This is a genomic window from Paenibacillus sp. Marseille-Q7038 (genome assembly GCF_965111595.1).
Genome location: NZ_CBCOOM010000001.1, coordinates 798813 through 823940, shown reverse-complemented (window position 1 = coordinate 823940; position 25128 = coordinate 798813). Strand labels below are relative to the sequence as shown.

At 41.2% G+C, this 25128-nt stretch carries 16 protein-coding genes and 1 riboswitch; of the genes, 2 read left to right on the top strand and 14 right to left on the bottom strand.

Annotated features, from left to right (window positions below; translation table 11 throughout):
- Positions 1–24 precede the first annotated feature (24 nt).
- Positions 25–2343, bottom strand: a complete 2319-nt coding sequence (gene yicI / locus ACWPWY_RS04010; RefSeq protein WP_454190498.1) for an alpha-xylosidase — start codon at positions 2341–2343, stop codon at positions 25–27.
- A gap of 200 nt (positions 2344–2543) precedes the next feature.
- On the opposite strand from yicI, the gene ACWPWY_RS04005 reads away from it, so the two are divergent.
- Positions 2544–3455, top strand: a complete 912-nt coding sequence (locus ACWPWY_RS04005) for an AraC family transcriptional regulator (protein WP_454190497.1) — start codon at positions 2544–2546, stop codon at positions 3453–3455.
- Positions 3456–3519: 64 nt separating this feature from the next.
- Here the strand turns inward: ACWPWY_RS04005 and ACWPWY_RS04000 are convergent, their stop codons facing one another.
- The 5 genes from ACWPWY_RS04000 to ACWPWY_RS03980 all read right to left on the bottom strand — a co-directional run bounded on the left by ACWPWY_RS04000 (position 3520) and on the right by ACWPWY_RS03980 (position 10967).
- On the bottom strand, positions 3520–4452 hold the full coding sequence (locus tag ACWPWY_RS04000) for a hypothetical protein (RefSeq protein ID WP_454190496.1): 933 nt from the start codon (positions 4450–4452) through the stop codon (positions 3520–3522).
- A 28-nt stretch (positions 4453–4480) separates the two neighbouring features.
- A riboswitch (cyclic di-GMP riboswitch) is annotated at positions 4481–4573 on the bottom strand.
- Positions 4574–4839: 266 nt separating this feature from the next.
- Positions 4840–6657: an adenine deaminase gene (gene ade / locus ACWPWY_RS03995; protein ID WP_454190495.1), complete on the bottom strand. Its 1818-nt coding sequence runs from the start codon at positions 6655–6657 to the stop codon at positions 4840–4842.
- Between the two features lie 265 nt (positions 6658–6922).
- Complete coding sequence (helD, locus tag ACWPWY_RS03990) at positions 6923–9292, bottom strand: RNA polymerase recycling motor HelD (RefSeq protein WP_454190494.1); 2370 nt, start codon at positions 9290–9292, stop codon at positions 6923–6925.
- 31 nt (positions 9293–9323) lie between these two features.
- A complete protein-coding gene (locus tag ACWPWY_RS03985) occupies positions 9324–9800 on the bottom strand; it encodes a pyridoxamine 5'-phosphate oxidase family protein (RefSeq protein ID WP_454190493.1) in 477 nt (158 codons plus the stop codon).
- 102 nt (positions 9801–9902) lie between these two features.
- The gene (locus ACWPWY_RS03980) at positions 9903–10967 is read right to left on the bottom strand and encodes an FUSC family protein (protein ID WP_454190492.1); all 1065 of its coding nucleotides are present in this window, start codon (positions 10965–10967) and stop codon (positions 9903–9905) included.
- A 380-nt stretch (positions 10968–11347) separates the two neighbouring features.
- Here ACWPWY_RS03980 and ACWPWY_RS03975 point away from each other — a divergent pair, with 380 nt between their 5' ends.
- Positions 11348–12574, top strand: coding sequence for a stalk domain-containing protein (locus ACWPWY_RS03975; RefSeq protein ID WP_454190491.1), 1227 nt, complete (start codon positions 11348–11350; stop codon positions 12572–12574).
- A 73-nt stretch (positions 12575–12647) separates the two neighbouring features.
- On the opposite strand, the gene ACWPWY_RS03970 is transcribed toward ACWPWY_RS03975, so the two are convergent.
- From ACWPWY_RS03970 to ACWPWY_RS03935, 8 genes are all read right to left on the bottom strand, one after another.
- Positions 12648–14081 carry a malic enzyme-like NAD(P)-binding protein gene (locus ACWPWY_RS03970; protein WP_454190490.1) on the bottom strand — a complete coding sequence of 478 codons (1434 nt, stop codon included), beginning with the start codon at positions 14079–14081 and terminating at the stop codon, positions 12648–12650.
- Between the two features lie 175 nt (positions 14082–14256).
- Positions 14257–16347 carry a beta-galactosidase gene (locus ACWPWY_RS03965; RefSeq protein WP_454190489.1) on the bottom strand — a complete coding sequence of 697 codons (2091 nt, stop codon included), beginning with the start codon at positions 16345–16347 and terminating at the stop codon, positions 14257–14259.
- 66 nt (positions 16348–16413) lie between these two features.
- On the bottom strand, positions 16414–17292 hold the full coding sequence (locus ACWPWY_RS03960; RefSeq protein ID WP_454190488.1) for a carbohydrate ABC transporter permease: 879 nt from the start codon (positions 17290–17292) through the stop codon (positions 16414–16416).
- 28 nt (positions 17293–17320) lie between these two features.
- Positions 17321–18211, bottom strand: coding sequence for an ABC transporter permease (locus ACWPWY_RS03955; RefSeq protein WP_454190487.1), 891 nt, complete (start codon positions 18209–18211; stop codon positions 17321–17323).
- Between the two features lie 120 nt (positions 18212–18331).
- The gene (locus ACWPWY_RS03950) at positions 18332–20014 is read right to left on the bottom strand and encodes a sugar ABC transporter (protein ID WP_454190486.1); all 1683 of its coding nucleotides are present in this window, start codon (positions 20012–20014) and stop codon (positions 18332–18334) included.
- Between the two features lie 101 nt (positions 20015–20115).
- Positions 20116–21750, bottom strand: a complete 1635-nt coding sequence (locus ACWPWY_RS03945) for a response regulator transcription factor (protein WP_454190485.1) — start codon at positions 21748–21750, stop codon at positions 20116–20118.
- 6 nt (positions 21751–21756) lie between these two features.
- On the bottom strand, positions 21757–23490 hold the full coding sequence (locus ACWPWY_RS03940) for a sensor histidine kinase (protein ID WP_454190484.1): 1734 nt from the start codon (positions 23488–23490) through the stop codon (positions 21757–21759).
- 336 nt (positions 23491–23826) lie between these two features.
- Complete coding sequence (locus ACWPWY_RS03935; protein WP_454190483.1) at positions 23827–25017, bottom strand: ornithine--oxo-acid transaminase; 1191 nt, start codon at positions 25015–25017, stop codon at positions 23827–23829.
- Between the last annotated feature and the right edge of the window lie 111 nt (positions 25018–25128).

Here is a 25128-nt window from a genome sequence, read left to right as displayed (position 1 = left end):
GCATCGCCTTCTTCACCCATTTTATTAGAGCTTAATCGTATATGTTCCGTTGTTCTTCTCTGGTGTAAATACCAGACCCTGATCTCCTTTAGATACAGTCCCGCCGTTTACTTCCGATACATCATGAATGTCTCGTAATACCAAAGACCACGCTTTTCCTTCACCCGCCGCAGACACTCTAAGCTCAGAACCCGTACGATTTACCATTACTGCCAGCTCTTCCTGCGCTTTTGTACTGAGCACTTTTGCTTCTGCAGTAGCTTGATCTGCCAGTTCAAACAAATGTAAAGTGACTCCATCTGCGTAATCATATTCGATTACATTGTTAACCGCACCGACTGCAATCAGGCTATTTGGTTTTACCATCATCGGTAATGTACGGAAACTGTGGTTCTCATGAATGTATCTTCCCCCTGCTACTTTTTCGCCAGTGAGGTAGTTCGTCCATGTTCCTTCAGGTAGATAGTAGCTAACGTCTCCTTCTATATTAAAGACCGGAGCAACAAGAATCGAATCCCCGAGCATGTACTGTGTATCCAGCCCAAATGTCGCAGGATCGTTTGGGAACTCCAGCATCATTGCACGCATCATGGGGATCCCTTGTACAGTTGATTCTTTAGCTGCATGGAACAAATACGGCATGAGACTGATTTTAAGTTTCGTGAAATCACGAACTACATCTACAGACTCGTCATCAAACAACCAAGGTACACGGTATGAAGTACTTCCATGCAGACGGCTGTGCGAAGATAATAATCCGAATTGTACCCAGCGTTTATATACATCTGCCGGTGCCGTGTTTTCAAAGCCGCTGATATCATGACTCCAGAATCCAAATCCAGACAAACCTAGAGACAAACCACCTCGAAGGGACTCCGCCATGGATTCGTAGGTTGCTGAGCAGTCTCCACCCCAGTGTACAGGGAATTGCTGGCCACCCGCTGTTGCAGAACGCGCAAAGAGTGCTGCCTCATTTTTACCTAATTTCTCTTCAAGTAATTCAAATACTGCTTTATTGTACAACTGAGTATAATAATTGTGCATTTTCACCGGATCTGATCCATCATAATACACTACATCGGTAGGAATTCTTTCACCAAAGTCCGTTTTAAAAGAGTCTACGCCTTGGTCAATGAGCACAGACAGTTTGCTCTTATACCATTCCACTGCATCAGGATTCGTGAAATCAACAAGTCCCATGCCTGCTTGCCAAAGGTCCCATTGCCACACACTGCCGTCTGCGGTTTTGACCAAGTACCCATTTTCCATACCTTCATCAAAAAGATAAGATTTTTCTGCAATATAAGGATTAATCCAAGCGCAAATTTTAAGACCTTTATCTTTAAGTCTGCGAATCATCCCTTCTGGATCTGGGAACATTTCCTCATCCCATACAAAATCAGACCACTGATATTCTTTCATCCAGAAACAATCAAAATGGAATACAGATAACGGCAAGTCTCTCTCTGCCATCCCATCAACGAAATGATTTACGGTCGCTTCATCATAATCCGTAGTAAAGGAAGTCGTCAGCCACAGACCAAATGTCCAAGCCGGCGGCAGCGCTGGTTTACCTGTTAATGTTGTGTAGTTATTTAGCACGTCTTTTGGATTATCGCCGCCAATGATGAAGTACTCCAGTGTTTCGCCTTCGACACTGAATTGTACTTTGGACACATTTTCGGAAGCAACCTCGTAAGAGACACGCTCAGGATGGTTTACAAATACACCATATCCTTTATTAGATAGGTAAAAAGGAATATTTTTATACGCTTGTTCACTGCTTGTACCGCCGTCTTCGTTCCAAATATCTACCACTTGACCATTTTTCACAAATGGAGTGAAACGTTCGCCAAGTCCATATATATACTCGCCTACACCCAGATCAAGTTGTTCACGGAAATATGCTTCTTTACTCGGACCTGTGATGTACCCAGCTGCTCTGCTTCCGCTTCCAGTGATGCGCTTACCATCGTACAGAAACTGAACATCCCATCCGTTCGTTTTATCCACATGAACACTTAATTTACCGCTTTGAAGTACTGCACCTTGCTCATCTTTATGAATAGATACGTCTGTATCTTGATTAAAAATTTCAAAAGCAGGACCATGATCTACTTTTCCTTTATGATGGTTCAAAGTAACTTTAATTACGTTCGGCATCGGTGAACTATATGTCGCTTTAAGCAGCGTACCATTTAATGTATCCCCTTTTACCAAAATACGTTTTGTAGCTGCATGTACCGTAATTGAATCTCCCTTTTGAACAATGTCGCGAATATCAGTGGGGTTCTGAATTTGATACCCTTCGCGTACGAGCCAGAATCCGTCTGTAAATTTCATTGTTTCTTACCCCCTTCAGTTATACTATAATGATATTGATATAATCAGTCTTTTTCTTACGATATTTTGATGAATAGTATCACTATTATGATATTTATAGCGATTCTTCGATATTTATTTGTCTACTCTGACCTATTAATGGAAGCGATTGCAAATATAAAGGATGTAATAGGTGAAAAAGAGAGGTGTGAAAAGTCACTATGAACAAAGAATTGCTTCGTGAAAATCGTGTCCATGGACATTCGTTATTTCCTGTCAGTGTCTATCCAAAAGTTGACCAGCTGAATGGGGACAGCATCCTTGATTGCCACTGGCATGATGAAATGGAAATTATATTAATGGAACAAGGCACTGCTGTATTTCATGTAGACATGAATATCTATGAGGTTACCGCAGGGGACGCTATCTTTGTGGGGAGTGGAGAAATTCATGCTGGGTATTTGTTAGGTGACGAACGTTGTGTCTTTTCCGCCATTGTATTTAATTCAAGATGGTTATCCGGGCCTTCATATGATGCACTACAAGAGAGTTTATTTGATCCTTTATTGACAAAGAGACTCCTTCCTCCGCGTCACATTAAGAAAAGCACAGCGTGGGGATCTTCGACTCTTCAATACATCCACCGGATTTTGCATGATCACGAGGTAAAGAACCGAACGCTCGAAATTTCTACAAAAGCTCACTTATATCTGATCTTTGCTGACATGTTTGGACAAATGCAACTAGACGATAAAGCTACGGGGGTTACAGGCAGTCCAGATAAAATTGATCGAATTAAAGTCGCTTTAGGTTATGTACACGATCACTACAGTGAAAACATTAAACTGAAAGATTTAGCCTCTCACCTGAATATGAGCGAAGGACATTTCTGTCGTTTTTTTAAACAGATGGTACAGAAAAGCCCCATTGACTACATTAATCACTATCGAATTCAGAAAGCCTGTAAGTTACTTGAAAATACAAACTATAAAGTAGTTGATATTGCTCTCGAAGTTGGATTCGACAATCTCAGTTATTTCATTACTCTTTTCAAAAAACAAAAACAATTGACTCCTTCCCAGTATCGAAAACTCTTCTATGAACAAATCGCAATCGAAGCCATTACGATATAATGAGATCACATATGAAAAAGGTGCCCAGAGTATCCAGTTGGGATCTCTTAGCACCTTTATTTTATTAACGTCTCACTAGCTTCAACCAGCTGCCATATTCATGAATGGATATTCCGGTATAAGAATTATGGATGTTTGCTTTTTGTTCAAGTAGTTCAAGCTGTTCCGCCATATACTCGGGACCTTCTTCATAAAAAGTAATGAAATCTCCTTCATTGCTTTTATTGGTTTCTACTGCTATGGATACTTTTTTTCCAAGGGCAGAAGCTTCAGCCAGTTCACTCGAAGCTGCATCATAGATCGCACTTGCTTTATCACGATAAGCCATAATGGAAACCGAATCATACTGTCGGATCATCCAGCTGCTTATTTTCATATCTTTATCAGGAACTGTATAGTTATCAAGCCAAAAAGGAATATCTGCTCCGATCTCCATATTGAGACGCTCAGCTTCACTAGTCAAATAGTTTACATTGGATTGCCACTGCTTTACTACTTCGTCACGGTTCTCTTTCCATTCAGGAAGAACATGAGGTTCAATGTCGACATGAATTCCGGAGAATTTCTCCGTCTCACTAGCTTCATTCTGGTAGTTCTCAATCCAATCAATAAAATCAACTAAACCTTGTCTGGATTTGGTAAGTCCCCATGAAGGTCGTCCATCTAAAATTTCCACTCTAATTCCTTCAAGCGATGCATTATGTATAAAAGAATGATAATCAGGGATTGGCACATCACGATTAATTTGTAAATATATAACGTTCAAGTTATTCTCCTTAGCAAAGGATAGAACAGAATCAGGTGCTGTTTTAATCTGCGTTGTATCCCACAGCCAAGTGGCGGTTTGACTTGCCGGAACCGTTATCGATTCGATAACTTTGTTAGCTTTGATCGCTCCAATAGCTTCAACTTCTTCAATTGTTCCTGCCCACGGAACGAACGCGATAACGGTTGCCATGATGATGGCGCTTAATTTCCTGCTGTTTTTTCTCCACATATGTCTGCACACTCCTTCGATTTTTCACGTCGGCAACCGGCTATCATCGTAAGTCCTAAGACTCACTTTAGATCCTATGGCTTTGCGTCTTTACCTTTCGGTAAATTTGCCCTCAGTGTATACACGACTATCCAATAGTCACTGCCTTTTTCTCTTTACTCATTACATTGAACTAGTCTTAACCAATACAGAAATACGAAAGTCTCATTTTATGTGTTATAAGGAAGGTCAAAAGCCTTATATTATATATTTCGTAATAAATACGCAATCTGATTATAGGCCTTTAGACTCATTTAGGTATATTACACTATTATTTCATAAATTAAAACAAAAAATAGGTGAGCAGACACATGTCTGCTCACCTATTCAGGAAGTTAACTACTTATATTATTCAAACAAGGAAACAATCTTAATTCCATCCGCGGAGATCTGCACAAGCCCTTTGTCAGATAAGCGAAGTTCAGGAATAACTACTAACGCGAGTAAAGATAGAGTCATAAATGCATTGTTAAGATTACATCCCGCACTTTGTAAAGCTGTACTGATTCCTGCTGATTGCGATGCTACCACTTCAAATGGTTCGGTAGACATTAGACCTGCAATTTGCAGTGGAAATTCGGTCGTCCCTTCTTCTGTTATAACTACAACTCCGCCCTGCATCGTCGCTACTCGATTAGCTGCTTCAGCCATTAGCTCATCATTTGTGCCAATGACCATCAAATTGTGGCTGTCATGAGCTACCGTCATTGCGATGGCTGCCGGGCCATGGAATCCAACTCCTGAAACAAGTGCAACGGATTTGTCACCCGTCATATGATGTCTTTCGATGACGGCAATTTTACAAACATCCTTTGCGGTACTCAGTTTCACTAACCCCGACTCAACTTCTACGTATTCCCATATTTCTTTTGTTTCCACGTGGTTCTCAGTGACTTGAATTATTCTTGCTTTGATTTCTCCCTCAGTGACCGGAGCCATAATACGAAAATCTTCTGTTCGTACCGGTTCTGCAAGATGAACTGTACCTAGCGCGTCCTCAGGATATATATAAGCTTCCCATTCTGCAACCATTTTTCCCGAACGTGCCACCACTTGCCCAGCGGCAATCGTCGTATCTACGTCTACATCCGCGAGACGTCCCTTTAACAGAATGATATCTGCAATAGATCCAGGGATAATCGAACCTACATCCCGTTGAACTCCAAACCGTTCGGCTGTATTAATGGTAGCCATCTGGAAAGCCGTGATCGGCTTTAGACCCTGAGAAATGGCATGTCTAACAACAAAATTCATATGCCCTTCCTCGAGTAAGGACTCTGAACTTCGATCATCTGTAACGAGCATCATACGCCGTGTATCAAGACCAAGTTCTGTTGCCGCTTTGACTGTTTCAGCAACATCATGCCATGCAGATCCTTGTCGTAGTTTGGCATACATCCCAAGCCGAATCCGCTCTAGTACGTCTTCCTTAGTTACACATTCATGATCTCCGGTAACGCCTGCAGCAGCGTAAACTGGAAGTCTCCAATCATCAGAGGCCCAAGTGAAATGCCCATCTACTGCCTTTCCGGCCCTGAGTGTTGCTTCAATTTCGCCAATCATTTTATCTTCACCATAGACTACACCCGGAAAGTTCATTACTTCACCAAGTCCAATCATATCGTCTCCCCATGATAGAGCTTCTGCTACTTCCTCTGGACCAATCCAGGCACCTGTCGTTTCAAGCTCAGGACTTGTAGAAGGTACACAGGAAGGAGCCTGCATATAGGCTGCCATCGGAGTTGTTCTTGCTTCCTCCAGCATGTACTTTAGCCCTTTTAAACCTAATACATTGGAGATTTCATGCGCATCAAAGAATCCCCCTGTTGTTCCGAGTGGTAGAACCGCTCTCGCAAACTCGGATACTTTAAGCTGCGTACTTTCAATGTGGCAGTGACCATCAAGCAACCCTGGCGCAATATACATTCCTGTTGCATCTATAATTTCAGTATCTGGCCCAATCGTATGTGAGACATCTTTACCAACATAAGCAATTCTTGCTCCTTGTACTGCTACCGACATCTGTTCAATGATTTCACCAGAAATCACATTAACGAGAGATCCACCTTGAATAACTAGGGTAGCTTTCAAATCGCCTCTGGCAGTTGCTACTAAATCCTTTACACACTCCGCTAATACAGGTCTCTCAAAACGTTTTGTACTCAAGTATGTTCTCCCCCATTCATTAACACCCAAAAAATATATTGTTACCGATTATAGTGCTCTACGTCTCACATGTAAATAAAATTAACTTAAAAGTTCACTATTTCGTTCAATTCGCTGGATATGATTTTATATAAGTGCCAATATATAACATTATATGAATAACATCTCTTTCATCATATGTGAATTACTTGAAAAACGTCCATCTCACCACATTATTTTCTCATGAAAAAAGCACTCCAGATTTTCATCTGAAATGCTTTCTCTGTTATTTGCTTTGTAACTCTTTGCTTCGTTTGTACTTCTCAGAAGGCACATCTGCAATAAATGGACTGACAGGTCCGAGTGAGTAAATATCCAGCAAATGCATCGCTCTTGTACAAGCGGTATAAAACAACTTCCGTTCACTTTCTGCTGCATACATTTCTTTTGAACCATCATAAATAATGACGGCATCAAATTCGACGCCTTTTGCAAGATATGCCGGGATGATTTGAACCCCTTTGTCGAAACCAAGTGTCGTTTTCTTGACAAGTTTCGATGGCATGCTGAGTTTATTAGACATTCTTTCATATACATCTTTACTTTGGTCTGCTGTTTTACATATTAGAGCAATGGATTCATAACCCTCCGAGATTAATTGTTCCAGTTGATGATGGATGGCTTCTTCCATATCAGAGAATTGTTTAAACTCGTGAACTGTCGGCAGTTCACCTTCCCTATTAAAGGGAACAATCTCTTCTCCGTGCGGCAGCATCGCTTTTGTAAATTCCACGATCTCTTTCGTGGACCGATAGCTGCGCGTCAAACGAATCACTTCTGTCGATTCTGTACCAAATATCTCTCCAAGCGGACTTGCCGCCTGTAGTACAGACGAGTGGGCATAAATCGCTTGATTAAAGTCACCAAGTGCCGTCATTTTGGCACGAGGAAAAATTCGTTTGAAGAAAGCTAACTGGAATGGAGAATAATCCTGTGCTTCATCAATAATGACATGGCGAATCCCTGCGAAAATTCGGAATCCAAGCAGAGAATCCTTTAGATATAAAAATGGTGTTGTATCTTCATAGGCTAGTTCCTGTGCCTGCAAATGATCGGTAGTAAACCGGCTAATGTCTTCCCATGCAGAAGGTAAATTCACTCCTTTTGAAATGAAAGACAGAACTTCAGGGTCATTAAAAATAGCGCGATACAAGTTTTTCATATCCACAAAACGGATCGCTTTTACCCATTTTCTCAGCGGCTTCAGCCGATCCGATACAACCATCTTCGCTAAAATCTCTCGTTCTAAATCATAATCATCAAAGGTTTCCTTCTTGCCTTGCTGTTTTCGTTTCAGCCTCTGATATGCCCGGTGATAATCTTCCTTACTAAGAAGCTGAATCTGTTCATCTACCCAAGGTGCATCCAGTTCACTTTTTCCGAAAAGAGATAATTCTTTCAAGAGCCAATCTTTTAGTAACTCTAAACGGTTAGCTATACGGATGCTTTGATCAAATTCATAAAACTTCGTACGGATCTTCTCAGCAGATACGATTTCCCTGCCCAAAAAACGCAGGGGCCTAAACCTCATGCCCCGCATAGCAAGCATTTCTCTATATTTCGTAATCATGGATAGAAACGACGGAGATGATTTGAATTCGATTCCTTGAATTCTAGCCTCATAAGAAGGATCATCTTTCTGAGACAATACATACTCTAATTGCACAAACGGATCTTCTAGCTGATACTCTCTGCCGATTCTCCGCTCTAAGTATTCTTGGAATGTAGTTTGAAGCATGTTTTCCTCACCCAGTTCAGGCAGCACGGTAGACACATAGCTGTTAAACATAGGGTTCGGAGAAAACAAGATCATCTGATCCGCTTTCAGGTGTTCTCTATCTTTATATAATAAATAAGCAACTCGCTGGAGAGCAGCCGATGTTTTTCCGCTTCCCGCCGCTCCTTGTACGATTAAAAATTTGCTCTTATCATTTCGGATAATCTGATTCTGCTCTTTCTGAATTGTTGCCACGATACTCTTCATTGCGGCATCAGAACTCCGGCTTAATACAGCCTTTAATAATTGGTCGCCAATCGTAATCCCGGTATCAAACATGAACTTAATATCCGCATCTCGAATGGTGAACTGGCGTTTTAGTGTAATATCACCTTCAATTAATCCGGAGGGCGTGTCATACGAAGAATGACCTGGAGCCCCATCGTAGTATAGATTAGAGATCGGTGCACGCCAGTCATACACTAAAAAATCCTGATCTTCTTCTGATAAGAACGAGGCAATTCCGAGATATATCGACTCCTTCTCCTCGGAACCTTCTTCTATAAAATCAATTCTCCCGAAGTATGGATTCGAGACAAGTTTATTCATTTTACTAAGTGCTTGATACGTATTTTTATGACTACGTTCGCGTTCAGAAAGCACTTCAGACTGCTGTCTTAAGTTAGTTGAAGTTTCTCCAACGTCATCTGCTTCGCTGAAGTTAATCGTTACTTCATCCCAGAAGTCTTTTCTCATCTCTACGACTTCGCCGCGGACGGAACCTACTTCCTTTTCAAGCTTGGTAATCGCTTGTCGTATTTGTCTTGTTACTTCATCTACTCGTTCTTGTTCCAATTGCCAATCTTTGTCCGTGCTCAAGACGCTCTCTCCTTTGTACTTCACTTATATGTCAATATGGACTATTTTTCAGTACTTCAACTTGGGCCTGCCATCTGTCGATTACGGTATCCGGATTATAAAGTCTCACCTGGATCCCTGTCTCAATCTTGGCATACTTCGCTTGATCTATTTTTAACGCATGGATATGCGCACTGAATCGCTCTCCTGTATGTATATCAGGATTAACTGCAGAATGATGCTTTGTTCGAAGTTTTATATAATATACAAGACCTTCATGAATAATAACGAGTTGTGCTTTATTACTCCTTATGAGGTTTATGGTGGTCATTGTGTTAGGCCATAACATCAGGCGAAACGTATATGGATCAGCTGCGAGCACTTCACCCACACTAATCATCGCAGAATGAGGCCAACCATCCTCGTTCACCGTCTGTAATAGAAATGCTTCACGCTGCTTCTCTTTTAGTTTTTCACCGCTCAGCAGTGTCATCAGCGCTTCTGGAATGGCGGTTTTCATCATTCTCATCGTCCCCCAGCTCTCCAAAAAGAATAAACCCGGACAATGTAGTTCGGTGTCCGGGCTGTTTCATTATTGTATCCAATCCACGGAATGGATGCAAATGAACTATTATTTTTTCAACCAAGCAGAAAGGCCGTCTGAACTGTCTTTCGTCTCTTCTGAATCGAGTATGTGATCAGCAAGCCTGTTCAGACGTTCTAACTGATATCCATAATCATACATCGCAGCAGCAACAATCGATAACCTTAACATTCCTTCTCTGTCGAATTCAATTCGTTCTATCGCGGATTCCATAAATTCCACATTCGTCCTGACGAGTTCTTCTCCTTCATGATCGTTCGGTTTCAGTTTATCTTCAAATTTAAGCAGTACATGTTCATGAAACTTAATCAATTTTTCCAAGTGGTTGTCAAAATATTCATCCGTTTTCTCTGTTCTTTCAGACTGAAAATAATGCCTATCTACTGCATCAAGTACAGCGTACCCTTTTTGAAGACTAGATAACATGAGTTTGTAGACAACCATCTGTCTTGTAGCACTAAACTTCGCTCTTCTCAGCTTTTGGGTCTCTTCCTCAAATAAGCGATATTTGTCTACAAGAGATTTGATCTGGCCCTCTAAATCATTCTTCTCATCGCGGAACACCGACTCCTTAATTTCGTCGGATATCGAAGTTCGTAATAACAGTGACATCCGGTCAAACACACTGCGGATCTGCATGACAAACTGAATTTTAGGCTTTGGAGGTGATACGGTTACATTAATAACCGATGCCGAAATAATCCCCACTAAGGTGAGAAGAAATCGATTAAGTGCATAATTCCAATCCCCAGAAGCTTCCATAATGGATACAACGGTTACCAGAGTAAGACCAATCGTATCCCCCATATTCAGTTTCAAACAAATACTTATGACGAGTATACATGCCGCACCTACCGCAATCGGTTCATTGGAGAATACCATGCCCCCAATTAGTGCAACAATGGCTCCAAGCGTAGTAGATTGAAGTTGATCCAAAAAATACCGCCACGAGCGGTAAATGGAAGGCTGCATGGCAAAAATTGCGGCGATCGCTGCACCAACGGGTGACTGATCAATACCTAGCAGCATACTTACATAGAGGGCAAGTGTTACTGCAATACCAGTTTTCAATACACGAGCGCCAAATGACATGACTCTCCCCCTCCTTATTCCCTTATTCCTTATATGTTAATGGATGATATCGTTCTTTATTGTTTTATGTGTAGGTTAGCAATGTATAATAGAGGTATTTTCTAAAAAGCATAACGATTTATTGTAACATATCTTAGTATGACTTACGAGTCTATTTCTAACATGTTTTTTTAAAAATTGTGTATTCCGTGTACTTTTCTGAACAAAATAACTGTTTTTTATATCTGGTTTGTTTTTCCTTAGATAATAATACCAACGCTATTGCATTTATTTTCCTCCAAAGGTAAACTGAATTTTTGCATTGTCTTATACTAGATATAACCATACATCTTGTATTTGAGTTAGACACTGCACCACCACAACCTAGAGGAGTTGACATCATGCTAAAAAAACAATGGGGGCTTATCACCCTCGCACTAGTGATGGTATGGTCCATCATGGGCGGCACAGTAAGTGCAGCCGCAGCACAGAACCAAATCCGAGTTTATCTGGATCAAGTTGAAATGAAATTTGATGTTCCGCCAACCATCAAAAATGGAGTGACTTTTGTACAATTCCGTCCCCTTTTTGAGGGACTCGACTACACAGTGAAATGGAACAATGCGGATAAACGAATCAACGCAGACAATGGCGAGACCAAACTGCAATTAATTGTAGGCAAGAAGTCTGCACACATTGATGGACAAAGAACACAGTTGCCTGCAGCGCCTTACATAAGCAAAGGAAGCACGTTAGTCCCGCTTCGCTTTGTTGCAGAAGCTACTGGTTATAACGTAACCTGGAATCAGCAAAAGAAAACGATTCATATCGAAACAGGGAAAGTCGATGACAAAACAAAAACACAAGTTACCGCCTTCGTAAACAAACTCAGTCGTGCCGAGAATGAGCGCAGTCTTGAAAAAGTATCATCACTAATCGATAATAATGCCCCTTTCTATGAAGAAATGATTCATGATTATAGTGAATATTTCAAATCGCAGGGTCAAGTCACCTATACAAACATTAATCCCGTTAACATGTATGATTACGGAGCCACTGTGTTTGTTACGAAGACAAATACATGGAAAAGCGGAGCTTTTTATTTTGATGTAGAACAGGAACTTATCCTGAAGCTTACCAAGGCGGCAAATGGCAACCTTCAGTTATTCTATGAAGGTGTCATTTCTGAAACGCACACAGCGGAACAACTGATCGGTAAGAAACCCGCCGTGCCGGTTAAAGCAAAAACATCCATTGAGAAAACATTAAATACGCAGTACGAAGGATATAACACAGAGAATAAACAGCTCTTATTATCCGCTTTTGATCCTACGACTTGGATTTATCGTGATGTAATCTCTGTACTTGAAGACGGTTGGTTCGAAGAATTTGATTACAATTTGTCTGCTACTGAGATTAACATCGTACAATATGATGGCGAAACAGCGATCGTTCATACAGAAGAATCAGATCTCGAAGGCGATCATACAAGTATGTACTATATGAAACAAAACTTAGCAGGAAAATGGCTGATTGCTGACACTTTCGTTAAGCTACATGATGAGCATGACAGCACAGGAAGCCGATCCTCACTTAGTGATTCAAGAGAAGCGAAGTCCATACACTAAAAAAAGCCCGGAAACGCAATGCGTTTGCCGGGTTTTCTATACTTTTAGCTCCTGAGTGCTATATTGCGTTGCATTATGATTTCGTTTCGTTGTTTTTTCTAGGAAACCTTCTTGCTACACCCGTTTGAATCGCCGCTTCAATGACTCGCTCGCGAATACTTTTAACAACACGGTCATTAAATACACTGGGAATAATGTAGTGTTTCGTGCGTTCTTCATCTGAAATGGATGAAGCAATGGCAATGGCTGCTGCTAGTTTCATCTCTTCATTAATTACAGAAGCACGGCAGTCGAGTGCAGCACGGAAAATACCAGGAAAGCATAAAACATTATTGATCTGATTTGGATAATCGGATCGTCCGGTGGCTGCAACGGCGACAATATCTTCGATTTCATTCGGCATGATTTCAGGAATTGGATTCGCCATCGCAAATACGATTGGATCTTTTGCCATCGTGAGTATATGTTCCCTTGTAAGCAAATTCCCTCTGGAAACACCAATAAACACATCCGCGCCTTTCAGAACTTCATGAAGAGTACCTTCCTCGAGTTCTGGATTTGTCCGCTCTGCATAACTCTGCCATACTGGATTATCATAGACTGCTGTACGCACGAGTGCACCATCACGATCAACCCCAATGAGCCGTTTTGCTCCGGCAGAGAGTAATATGTTACTGCAAGCTACTCCAGCCGCTCCAATTCCACAAATGACGATTTTACTATTTTCTAGTGTTTTCCCTGCCAGTTTCAATGCATTAATAAGACCTGCATACAGAACTACGGCTGTACCATGTTGATCATCATGAAATACAGGAATATCAAGTTCCTTGTTTAATCTCTCTTCGATTTCGAAACAACGTGGAGAAGATATATCCTCCAGATTGATTCCTCCAAATGCAGGCGAGATCGCTTTTATCGTGCGAATAATTTCTTCTGTATCTTGAGTCTGCAGACATAGTGGAAAAGCATCAACGCCAGCAAACTGTTTGAATAACATGGCTTTACCTTCCATTACAGGCATCGCTGCTTCAGGACCGATATTGCCCAGCCCAAGTACAGCACTGCCGTCAGATACGACAGCTACTGTATTTCTCTTGATCGTTAGTGAATAAGCTTTATGCGGTTCCTCTGCAATGGCGGTACAGATCCTTGCCACATCAGGAGTGTAAACCCTTGATAAATCTTCGCGATTATTAATCGGCGTTTTGGGAGTGATTTCAATTTTCCCGCCCAAATGCAGGAGAAAAGTACGGTCAGAGACATTAATAATCGTAACGCCGTCTAATTTACGAACTTGCTCTATGATCCGTTTGTTCTGTTCACTATCCGTAATCGCTACTGTTAAGTCACGTACCGTTACATCTTGATTGGTTGAAATCACGTCAATGGCGACAATATCTCCACCAGCAATGGAGATGGCAGAAGCAACTTCTCCAAAATTAATGGTCTTTGTTTTCATTTCAAGGCGGATAATGATACTGTTTCCATCCAGATTACGCTGAATCATGATGTTCCCTCCCGCATATAGTATTCCTATCGTATTCTTTTACCATTTCGTGATGTTGCTTCCCTTTTCCTTCCTGGTTCATGATTTAACAAGAAGGCGACATCCCTTCTGCTGATAAGTACTTATCAGAGATGAATGTCGCCTTCTGTCTTATTATTTGATTATTATTTCATTACTATTTGATAATATGATTCCTTTTTATAACACGAACACTGTATGGCTCGAGTACGATCTGTTCCTGCAATGACCGATTGTGGTCGGAAGATGGAAGTCCGATTTCGGTATAGTCAGCACCGTCCAGTGGAAGAACTTGTTCTTCTCCCGTATAGTTCTGTACAAATACATAATCATGCTCTCCATCTGTACGAACAGATACTGTTACCCCGCTCGGCAATTCACTCTCCATGGATTTCTTAATTCCTGCTTCTTTAATAATCCCTTGATAGAATGTTTTATGGAATGATTCTGAGTTGCGGGAAGCGATGTAATACGATTTCCCTTCTCCAAAAGAGTTGACAGTTGCTGCCGGTCTACCTTTATAAAAGTCACTTCCATAAACCGCAAGTGCAGTAGCACCTTCCAGATGAATCAAGTCACAAAGTTCAATCGCTTCATATTCGCCTGTGAGTCCTAACGAATTACCAGCTAGAGCTTCAATTCGGTTGACTTGGCCATCATGCAGTCCATCAATTTCTTCGGACCAGATTCCGAGTGTTTTCCGAAGCGGTCCTGGGAACCCTCCTAAATGACACAAGTCATTCTCATTAACGATACCTGACCAATAAGTAGAGACAAACGTGCCTCCATTCTCCACATACTTCTCAATTCTCTCCCCAACGCCGGTTTTCACCATGTACAGCATCGGAGCAATAACGAGTTTGTATTTGGACAAATCCGCATCCATATTGATGATATCTACCGGAATTCCTTGATCCCAAAATACTTTATAATGAGATTGAATCGTTTCATCATATTTAATTCCCACATTTCTCGGTCCTTGTGAATCGGTTATTGCCCAGCGGTTCTCCCAATCAAAAACAATAGCTACTTCCGCTGGAACTACAGTTCCTACCACTTCACGAAGTTCCTGTAGATAGCTTCCTACCTCGGTTACTTCACTGAAAACGCGGGTGTGTTCATTTCCAACATGGTCTACTACTGCGCCATGCAATTTTTCACTGGAACCGCGGCTCTTACGCCACTGGAAGTACTGTACAGTGTCCGATCCATGTGCCACCGCTTGTAGAGAGGAAAGCAAATGCATACCTGGTTTTTTCAGCTTGCTGACATCCTGCCAGTTCGTCATGCTCGGTGTACTTTCCATCAGCATGAACGGTTTGCCGCCTTTAATGGTACGCACAATATCATGCATTAACGCAACAGAAGCTGCTTGCTTGCTATCATCTTGTTCCGTATCATGCCATGTCGGATAACTATCCCAGGAAAGAACATCAAGGACATCGGCAAATTTCCAGTAATCCAGTCCATCAAAATAACTCATAAAGTTAGTTGTTATCGGTAAATCCGGGTTCACCTGCTGAAGTGGTGCAATCTCATGTTTTAAGAAATCGACTGTTTGGTCTGTAACAAACCGTTTCCAGTCCAAATTCATCGCATGAACCTGAGTTTCACCGTGAGGTGCAGGAGACTCGATCTGGTTATAATCCGTATAAGTATGGCTCCAGAAAGTAGTCCACCAGGCATGATTCAGTTCATCGAGCGTTTCATATCGATCTTTAACCCATTTTCTAAACGCATCCTGACAGTAATCACAGTGACAATCGCCACCTAGTTCGTTCGAGATATGCCAGCCAATAACAGCGGGGTGATTTGCGTATCGTTCGGCAAGTTTTGTATTAATAATCTTGATTTTCTCCCGATATACAGGAGACGAATAACAGTGATTGTGACGGAAACCATGGAGGTTGCGAACCCGGTTACTGCTTACCCGCAGTACTTCTGGGTATTTGTGCGACATCCATGCAGGTCTCGCTCCGCTTGGTGTTGCAAGCAGTGCAAAGATTCCATTCTCAGCGAAAGAATCCAATATGCGGTCAAGCCACTCAAACGTGAATACTCCTTCCTCAGGTTCCAAAGAAACCCAAGAGAAAATACCAACGGACATTACATTGGAATGAGATTTTTTCATCAGTCGAATATCTTCTTCAAGAACTTCTGGATATTTCAGCCATTGTTCTGGGTTATAGTCTGCGCCATGCAGCATTACAGGTGCTTTATCAAATAGAGGTGGATATTTTTGTATCATGATTTTGTAATCTCTCCTTTATTTGCATCGTTTTTTTATATTTCATATTTGCGTTCAAAAGTGTTATTAACCTTTGACAGAACCTACCGTCATTCCTTTTACAAAATACTTTTGCAGGAATGGGTACACAATAAGAATTGGAGCTGCGCCGATAAAGATTTGTGCTGCTTTCACCGTCGTTTGGCTAATGAGCTCCATCTCTTGTGGGTTCATGCTCATTGAGCTCATATCACGCTGAATGATGATCGTTTGCAGAAATGTAGCAAGCGGGAAATCTTTTGCATTATTGATATACAATAGTCCATCAAACCAGGAGTTCCAGTGAAATACCATACTAAACAAACTGATCGTTGCAATCGAAGGCAGTGAAATAGGAAGATATACCGAGAACAATGTTCGGAAATGTCCTGCTCCATCCATAAGGGATGCCTCTTCAAGTTCTTTCGGGATGCCTCTAAAGAAGTTCAGCATCAGTATAACAAGAAATGTATTTACAGCTGACGGCAAGACCAGTACCCAGAATGTATTCATCAAATGAAGGGACTGAATGACTTCGTAAAATGGAACAAGTCCTCCGTTAAATACCATACTGAATACGAAAATCCAGGAATAGAGTGTTCGGCTTCTAAAAGCGCTATTATCTTTAGATAGTGGATAAGCCGCTAAAAAAGTTATAACGAGTGTAATGAGCGTACCAACGATGGTACGTGCTACCGAAATCATGATTGATCTAAGAAACGCAGGATTATTTATTGTCTTTTTATAAGCTTCTAAAGAAAAATCGATCGGAATTAGCGATACAATATTGGCATCGGCCGCAGCTTTACTACTAAACGAAACCGCAAGTACATGAACAAGCGGAACAATACATAGTACAGATAAAAAAATGAGGAAAATCGTATTAACAACGTTAAAGACACGGTATGATTTTGATTTATGATACACAGTTTTTCCTTCCTCTCTTATCCTTTATTTAGAAGATGCGGTACCCAGCCCATTTGTAGGCGAGTCTGTAGGAGATTAAGATAAGGACCATACTAATCACGGATTTAAACAATCCAATTGCCGTACCAAAGCCCATCTCTCCATTTAGAATCGCAGTACGGTAGACAAAGGTATCAATAATATCTCCTGTTTCATATACAAGCGGATTGTAGAGGTTAAAGATCTGGTCAAATCCTGCATTAAGTACATTCCCTAAGGCAAGCGTTCCCACCACAATCGTGATTGGAATTAAGGAAGGGATCGTTATATGAAGGGTTTGCTTAAAGCGAGTTGCTCCATCCATCTCAGCAGCTTCATATAACGAAGGATTAATGGTTGCTAATGCCGCTAAAAATATAATGGTGTTATAGCCAAATTCTTTCCAGACATCCGATAAAATTACAGTGAAACGGAACCAGTTATTATCCCCTAGAAATAGAATAGGATTAACCCCGAACTCTCCAAGTACTCGGTTTACCAAGCCCCCCGGAGCAAGCAAGTCCACCAGAATCCCTCCGAGAATTACCCAAGATAGAAAGTGAGGCAAATATACAAGGGTTTGTATAGAGCGCTGAAGTCCAACCTGTCTAATCTCGTTTAGCAGGATGGCAAATACAAAGGGAACAAGAAGATTGAAAATCATCTTCGCTACCGCAATTACAAGTGTGTTCCAGATAACCTGAACACTGTCATCTCTCTCAAATAAATAGCGGAAGTTATCAAGTCCTACCCATGCAGAACCTGAGATTCCTTCCCAAGGTTTATAATCCTGAAAAGCCATGACAATACCGCCCATTGGCAGATAACTAAATACAAATAAGAAGATCATGGCAGGCAGCAGCATCACATGGAAAGGCCATGTTTTTTTTATCATTTTCATCCACTGTTCCTCCTAAATTTTATCTCTCCCTGCTCATTTTGAGTGAAGAAAAGCAGCATGCATGAATGCATGCTGCTTTTCGGGAGTTTATCGTGATAGTCTTACAATCGAAATGCAATCTTATTTGACGCTGTCATACCATGTGTTCACTTCTTCTGTAATTTTGTCGCCGCCTCCAGCTTTCCAAGTCTGAACAAAAGTATCGAAAGATTCTACAGGTTTGTTACCGTAAATAATCTCATTGAATGTTTGATTCTCGATTTTATTAAGATAATCAAGTTTTGATTTCATTGTTTCTGTAGGTGGACCTGTAAACATATCTTTGAATGAAATATCTTCTTGTGACACAAGAACCTTCGCAGCATTCGGAGTTTCTAGGCCATAGTTCGCTTGTACTTCACGTTCTAGTCTTGTCGTTGCTTCCTTACCATCAGCGAGACTAAGCAGAGCTTTCATCTGAGCATCTGGTATCCGGGCTCCATCACGAACAAGCAGATAACGAAGTACATTTACATAACCGCCTTCAATTTCGTCGTATCTCTTCTGGTTGCCATTTGCATCGAGCTCATAGTCATATCCTTCAAATAGACCGACATCATGTTTACTTCCTGCTGCTGGATCTGCAAACTGGTCAAACATGTAGTTCTGGTAAGTAAAGAATGCTTCCGGATGTTCCATATCTTTCTTAATAAGAGTCACTGCACTAGCAAAATTCGTTCCATGACGCATTGCTGTACCATCTGCTCCCGTTGGTATTGCATATGGTTTCCACACTGCTTTTGGATCGTTCTTCACGGTATCCGTCAGCGGCCAACCGCTCATCCAGTAAGGTCCAGGGATAATACCAGCCGTACCTGCCACAGCAGGCTCAGCTGTTTTGTTTTCATCCCATAGTGCTACTTCTTGTGGAATGTACCCTTTTTCAAACCAATTTCTTAATGTTTGAAGTCCTTCTTTCATTTCTGGTTGTATGGATCCATATTCAAGTTTTCCTGCTTCGTCTAGATTCCATTGTTGAGGGAGTGTACCTGCTGCGCCAAAGACCCAGGAAGGATCCCCCATCCAAGTGTTCATTGAATTTTTAAATCCGATGCTCAGAGGAATTACTTTATTTGGTGCAAGTCCGCTTGGGTTATTGTTCTTAAATGCATCCATTACTTGTTCAAGTTCAGCAAGCGTTGTCGGTGCTTTGAGGTTTAGTGCATCGAGCCAGTCTTGACGAATCCATAGGATGTAATCATTGTTGTAAGCATAATCGAGTACAGGAATCCCCATTTTCTTACCATCTCGTGTAACTGTGTTCCATACCGTAGGATCAATGTCCATTGCTTTTTTCCAAGTATCAGAAGCATATTTATCAAAGAGTTCGCCAACTTCTCCGTATATGCCAGACTCAATCAGATCTTGAATTAGTTGCGTCTCGTTAGATCCGATTGTAAGAATATCCGGCATGTTCTGTCTTGAAGACATCGACAATCTTACTTTCGTTGCAAAAGCACCATTCGTATCTGTAACAGACCATAGAGAGTTGATATTAATACCAAGCTCTTCTTTTGCCCATTTCGTAGCTACACTATTTTCAATCGTTTCACCATTCTTAAATGTGACTGTCGGATCGATTCCCCATGCAGTGGAGATCGTGACTTCCGGATCGTACTTTTCTTTGTATACGTTTTCAGTATTAGCCGGTGCAGATGAATTGCTATCACCGGATTCTTTACCTGAACATCCCATAAGGCCTGCACTGATCACCATCGTTAATGCTAAGACAGCTAGTGAAGAACTTTTCCACGTTCGTGCCATTTTGTTTCCCCCTAAATTTCTTCGTCTTTATATTTTTATTATGGATGATCTATCTATTTTTTCCTATGACACTAATTTAAGGTTTCTGCACCTTTTACAACTTATTGCTCTCTATACTCATTTGGGGTGATACCATAATGCTTCTTAAACAGCTTGCTGAAATATTGAGGATTCTGATAGCCAAGCTCAGTTGTGATCTCATATATTTTTTTATTTGTATGTTTCAGCAGATATAAAGCTCGCTCAAGTCTTATTCGAATCAAATATTCGCTTAATCCTTCTCCTGTCTCAGCTTTGAAAATTTTCGATAAATACACGGGATGAAGGTATACGCGATCAGCTAGCATTTTTACCGTTAGTTCAATTCCTTCTTCTGCCGAAATCATATCTTTTACCTGACTTACAATATGACTCTTCGGTTCTGCTGGGGCAGACACTGCTTGTTGAAACTTCGTAAGTATTTGCTCTGTATACTCTTTTAACAGCGGCGGATAGTGAATCATTCGTTCCACCATATGAGGTTCAAGCCCTTTTGCATCCAATTCCCTAATCCGGTGTCCCGTTTGATGGGTGATATATAAAAAAGAATTGATGATTGCTAGATAAATCTCATACATGTGCTCACGTGAGACCGGATTTTTCTCAATGACTGCAAATACTTCATCTAATCGCTGAGAAGCGGCTTCCCAGGCTTTGCGTTCTAAAAGCTGCTGGAGCATCGGCGGTCTGTACAATACTTCAAAAGCGGCTTTCGAAGATGGAGATTCTTTAAATGCATTGTCACCTTCAATATATACTACACCCGACTCCATCTGCCGATCCGCTAAATATACAGAATTCAAAGCACGTCTGTATGTTCCACTGATATCCTGCGGAAACATACATGGACGGTTTACGATGACCCGCACCTCTCCTCGCAAATAGTTCAATACACTAGAACGAAACTTATCGATGAATGGCCGAAGATATTTGGGTTCAAGGGACCTCGACTCTCCATTTTCTATATCATGTCGATCCTTCGGCTGTAACAATATTAATAAACAATGATGCGGTGTTCGTCCTTGCCAGACATCGTAGGTTTCTCCAAAAATCTCTTCTGCCATGTTGCCAATGGCGTATTCCATTAGCACTCTTGTCTTTCCATCATGTTCCATAAATCCTTTATGTAGATGAACAAGAATCATAGTCGTCATGGATGAGTCTGAAAGCTTAATCTCGTAATCGTGAAGAAGTTGGTTCATTCTCTCTGTCTGGATCTGATCACCCATGAGAAGCTGCTGCAATAAATTTTCTCTGAGGAGCGTATAGTCTGATTTACGTTGATATAACAACTGTTGATACTTTGTAGCTTGTTTTCCTTCTTCGTCAATGGACTGAACGGCCTGCTTAACGCTTTTCATAAAATCTTCATCATCTACAGGTTTAATAATATAATCCGATGCACCTAATTGAATCGCTTTCTTTGCGTACTCAAACTCACCATATCCCGTTAACAAAATCGATCGTAGACTCGGGTACAATACACTTGCTTTTTCGATGAGTTCAAGTCCGTTCATACCGGGCATTCGGATATCTGTGATCAGAATGTCGATAGGATGAGCAGCAAGCAGCTCGAGAGCCTCTCCTGCGGAATCACTTCTATACACTTTGCGAATTCCCAGCTCATCCCAAGGGATTGTTGCTTCTAAGCTTTCTGTTACATAGGTCTCATCATCTACAAGTAGTACATTGATCATAAATAGTCATCCCTTCTTTATATTATCTATATAAATGGTTGCTTTCAGGCCTCCCATAGGAGATCTGCCAAAAGATATATAACTTCTCTCTCCATACCGCAGCTGCAGTCTCTGATTCACATTCCATAATCCGCAACCGCTGTGTTCGTCCATAGGTCTTGCAAGCTGATCTTGTAATAAACTCATTGCCTCATCATCCATACCAAGTCCGTCATCTTCGACTTGAAGGCACATTCGCCCCTCATCTTCGAATCCTGATACGCGAATAAAAGACGCATCTGCAGACCGCTCAATTCCATGAATGACTGCATTTTCGATCAGCGGCTGAAGGACAAGAGGAGGAACCAGCTGTTCCATCATTTCTTCTGGTATTTCCATTACATAATCCAGACGGCTCATTCTCATCTTTTGAATTTTTAAATAGGAGATCACAAAGGCAATCTCTTCTTTCATAGGAACAAGGTCCCTTTCTTGACGTGTTGTATAACGATAATAGCGGGAAAGGTTATGAGACATCGCCACAACTGCATCCGTTTTTCCGAGCTTCGCCATACTCGTAATATAAGAGAAACAATTATAAAAAAAATGAGGGTTGATTTGAGACTGAAGTTGCTTCAGCCGAGCTTCACGCACTTGGATTTGTTCAAGGTATACGTGCTCGAATAGCTCCTGGATCTGTATAACCATGGAATTAAATCGCTCCGATAAAAAGCTGAATTCATTCCGTCCTTTGGGCTGAAGCCGGACGGAATAATCTCCAATCTTTAAACGCTGAAAGCCGTGCATTAACGCTCTGACTGGGATCTGCACTTGTACATATAACAAGTACGCTGCCAAGAAACTCATAAATAAAAGGCAGGCAACCGCTCCGTAAAACAACCGATTGGAATCTTTAATTGGAGCAAGCACATCAGTAAGCGGAATATAATCAATTAAATACCAGCCCGTTGCAGGTGACACGACGGTGTGAACACTATAAATATCGTCCCCAAGCTCTATAGTGCGATAATCCACATCATTAATTTCGGTAAAATCCAGTTGTTCCAATAGTTCCGTACTTCGGTCAATATCCGCTGTTCGGTTATAAATAGTGCCTGTCCCAGGTATATAATAAAAAGGATCTCTTCTTCCATTACTTTTAAACTTGTCCAGCATATCCTGGATGTTGGTACTATCGAATTCAAGCTTGATAATACTTCTCGCATTTTCCACTATATCCTTAGCAGAATATGGAGCTGCTGTATACCAGGAGAAAAGGTAGCGCTCATCCTTCTCTGATGTCACTTTTTGTACCTGCCAGCCAGGTAAATTGGCGTTATCTAGTTCCCTGCTATCGTATGTTCTGGAATCATTTTCGGTAATCACGCGTTTCATAGAAGGTGAATATAAGCTCAAATTGCTTCTCCAATTCGAGGAGCTTTCCTGAATACTTAGCTTATTCTGTATTCTTTTCACATGGTTAATAAGATCCAAATCTAAATATTCACTCTCCAAATCCTCATGTTCAAAGCTCTCAATATCCGGATCATGGATTAATATAATAGGCCAAGAGGATAATTCCTCGATACTTGTATTCACCTGACTTTGAAAAAAAGCGAGTTGATTACTACTAGAACGATTGAGTTCATTCACAACGACGTTTGTTGTCATTTTGTTCGAATAACTGTATAAAAGTACAACAGGAATTAGCATAATTACAATGAGAAGTACAATCTTGGTAAATAAGTGATATCGAACCATAGCAGTGTAAGCCACCTCAAGTCTAAGGATATATAACGTAAATAATGACGAATGATTGAAATAATAATCGAAAAATGTCGGACGATCTTATTGTAAGCGTTTGATATGGAAAAAGTAAAACTATTTTTGTTTCTGGTGCAAAAAAAAGGCAGACTAACGTCTACCTGAATTATTATATACAAAATAAAAACCATTTTTTTGACATTATTCGAGAGCGAGTAGATCTGACCTGCCCGACATTAGTTGCACTGACAGTTGACACACTTTTATACATTTCGTTGTTTTACGCAAGAAACTAATAAAATGGCGGTTTTTGTTAGTTTACCATTGTCATTATTACGTAAACACCTGCTCCAATTGCTTTATTGCCCATTCCAGGTCCTGATCCGATATGATAAGCGGAGGAGCCAAACGAATTACGGTTTCATGTGTCTCTTTACATAGCAGTCCTAGCTGCATCAATTTCTCGCAATACGGCCGAGCTGGTCCCTTCGTTTCTACGCCAATAAATAATCCGCGGCCACGAATGGTTACAATATCCTGAGAATTCATCGATTGTAATCTATTCAGCATGTTCTTGCCAAGATCAAGAGAGCGCTCTGCCAGCTTTTCTTCTTCTATCACTGCTAGTGCAGCTATGGCTACACTGCTTGCCAGTGGATTCCCTCCAAAAGTAGAACCATGGGATCCTGGTTCAAACAATCCAAGAATATCGTGATCAGCAGCAACCGCAGATACAGGCAGTACGCCTCCTCCAAGTGCTTTTCCCATGATGTATATATCCGGAACTACCTGCTCCCAATCACATGCAAACCGCTTTCCTGTTCTGCCGAACCCAGTCTGTATTTCATCGGCTAAAAGTAATACATTTTCTTGATCACATATCTCTCTTGCTTCCCGCAGATACCCATCCCTGGGTATGACAATTCCAGCCTCACCCTGAATAGGCTCTACTAAAAAGGCTGCCGTACTCGGCTTAATTGCAGCCCTTAACGCATCAATATCCCCATAAGGAATAATAGTGAATCCTGGAGTAAAAGGTCCGAACTCTCTTTTATACAACGGTTCTGATGAGAAGGATGTTATTGTTGTTGTTCTTCCATGAAAATTCCCTTCACAAACGATAATCTCTGCTTGATCAGGGCTCACTCCCTTAACACGGTAAGCCCAGCGCCTTGCCGCTTTCACCGCCGTCTCTACTGCTTCTGCACCTGTATTCATGGGCAGAATTTTATTTTTCCCTGTTAATTTCGTAAGTGTTTCCATCAGTTCTGCGAGAGGAGCATTATAAAAAGCTCTTGATGTTAGCGTAACCTCGTCTGCTTGTCGTTTGAGTGCCTCAATAATGCGAGGATGACGATGCCCCTGATTCAGAGCAGAATAGCCGCTAAGCATATCCATATAACGACGTCCCTCTTGGTCTTCTACCCACACCCCTTCCGCCTTATGAATGACAATTGGAAGTGGATGATAATTATGGGCGCCAAACCTTTCGGTCTGTGACATAATATCTGCTGAGGATTTCATCTTTTTTCGCCTCCCTCTGTGCTGTTACAATCCGTACTCTCTATTTAATGTATGCAGAGCAAAGAAATCATGATGTTTTCAGGAATGCCTGCTTCAAACTAGCGAACACCC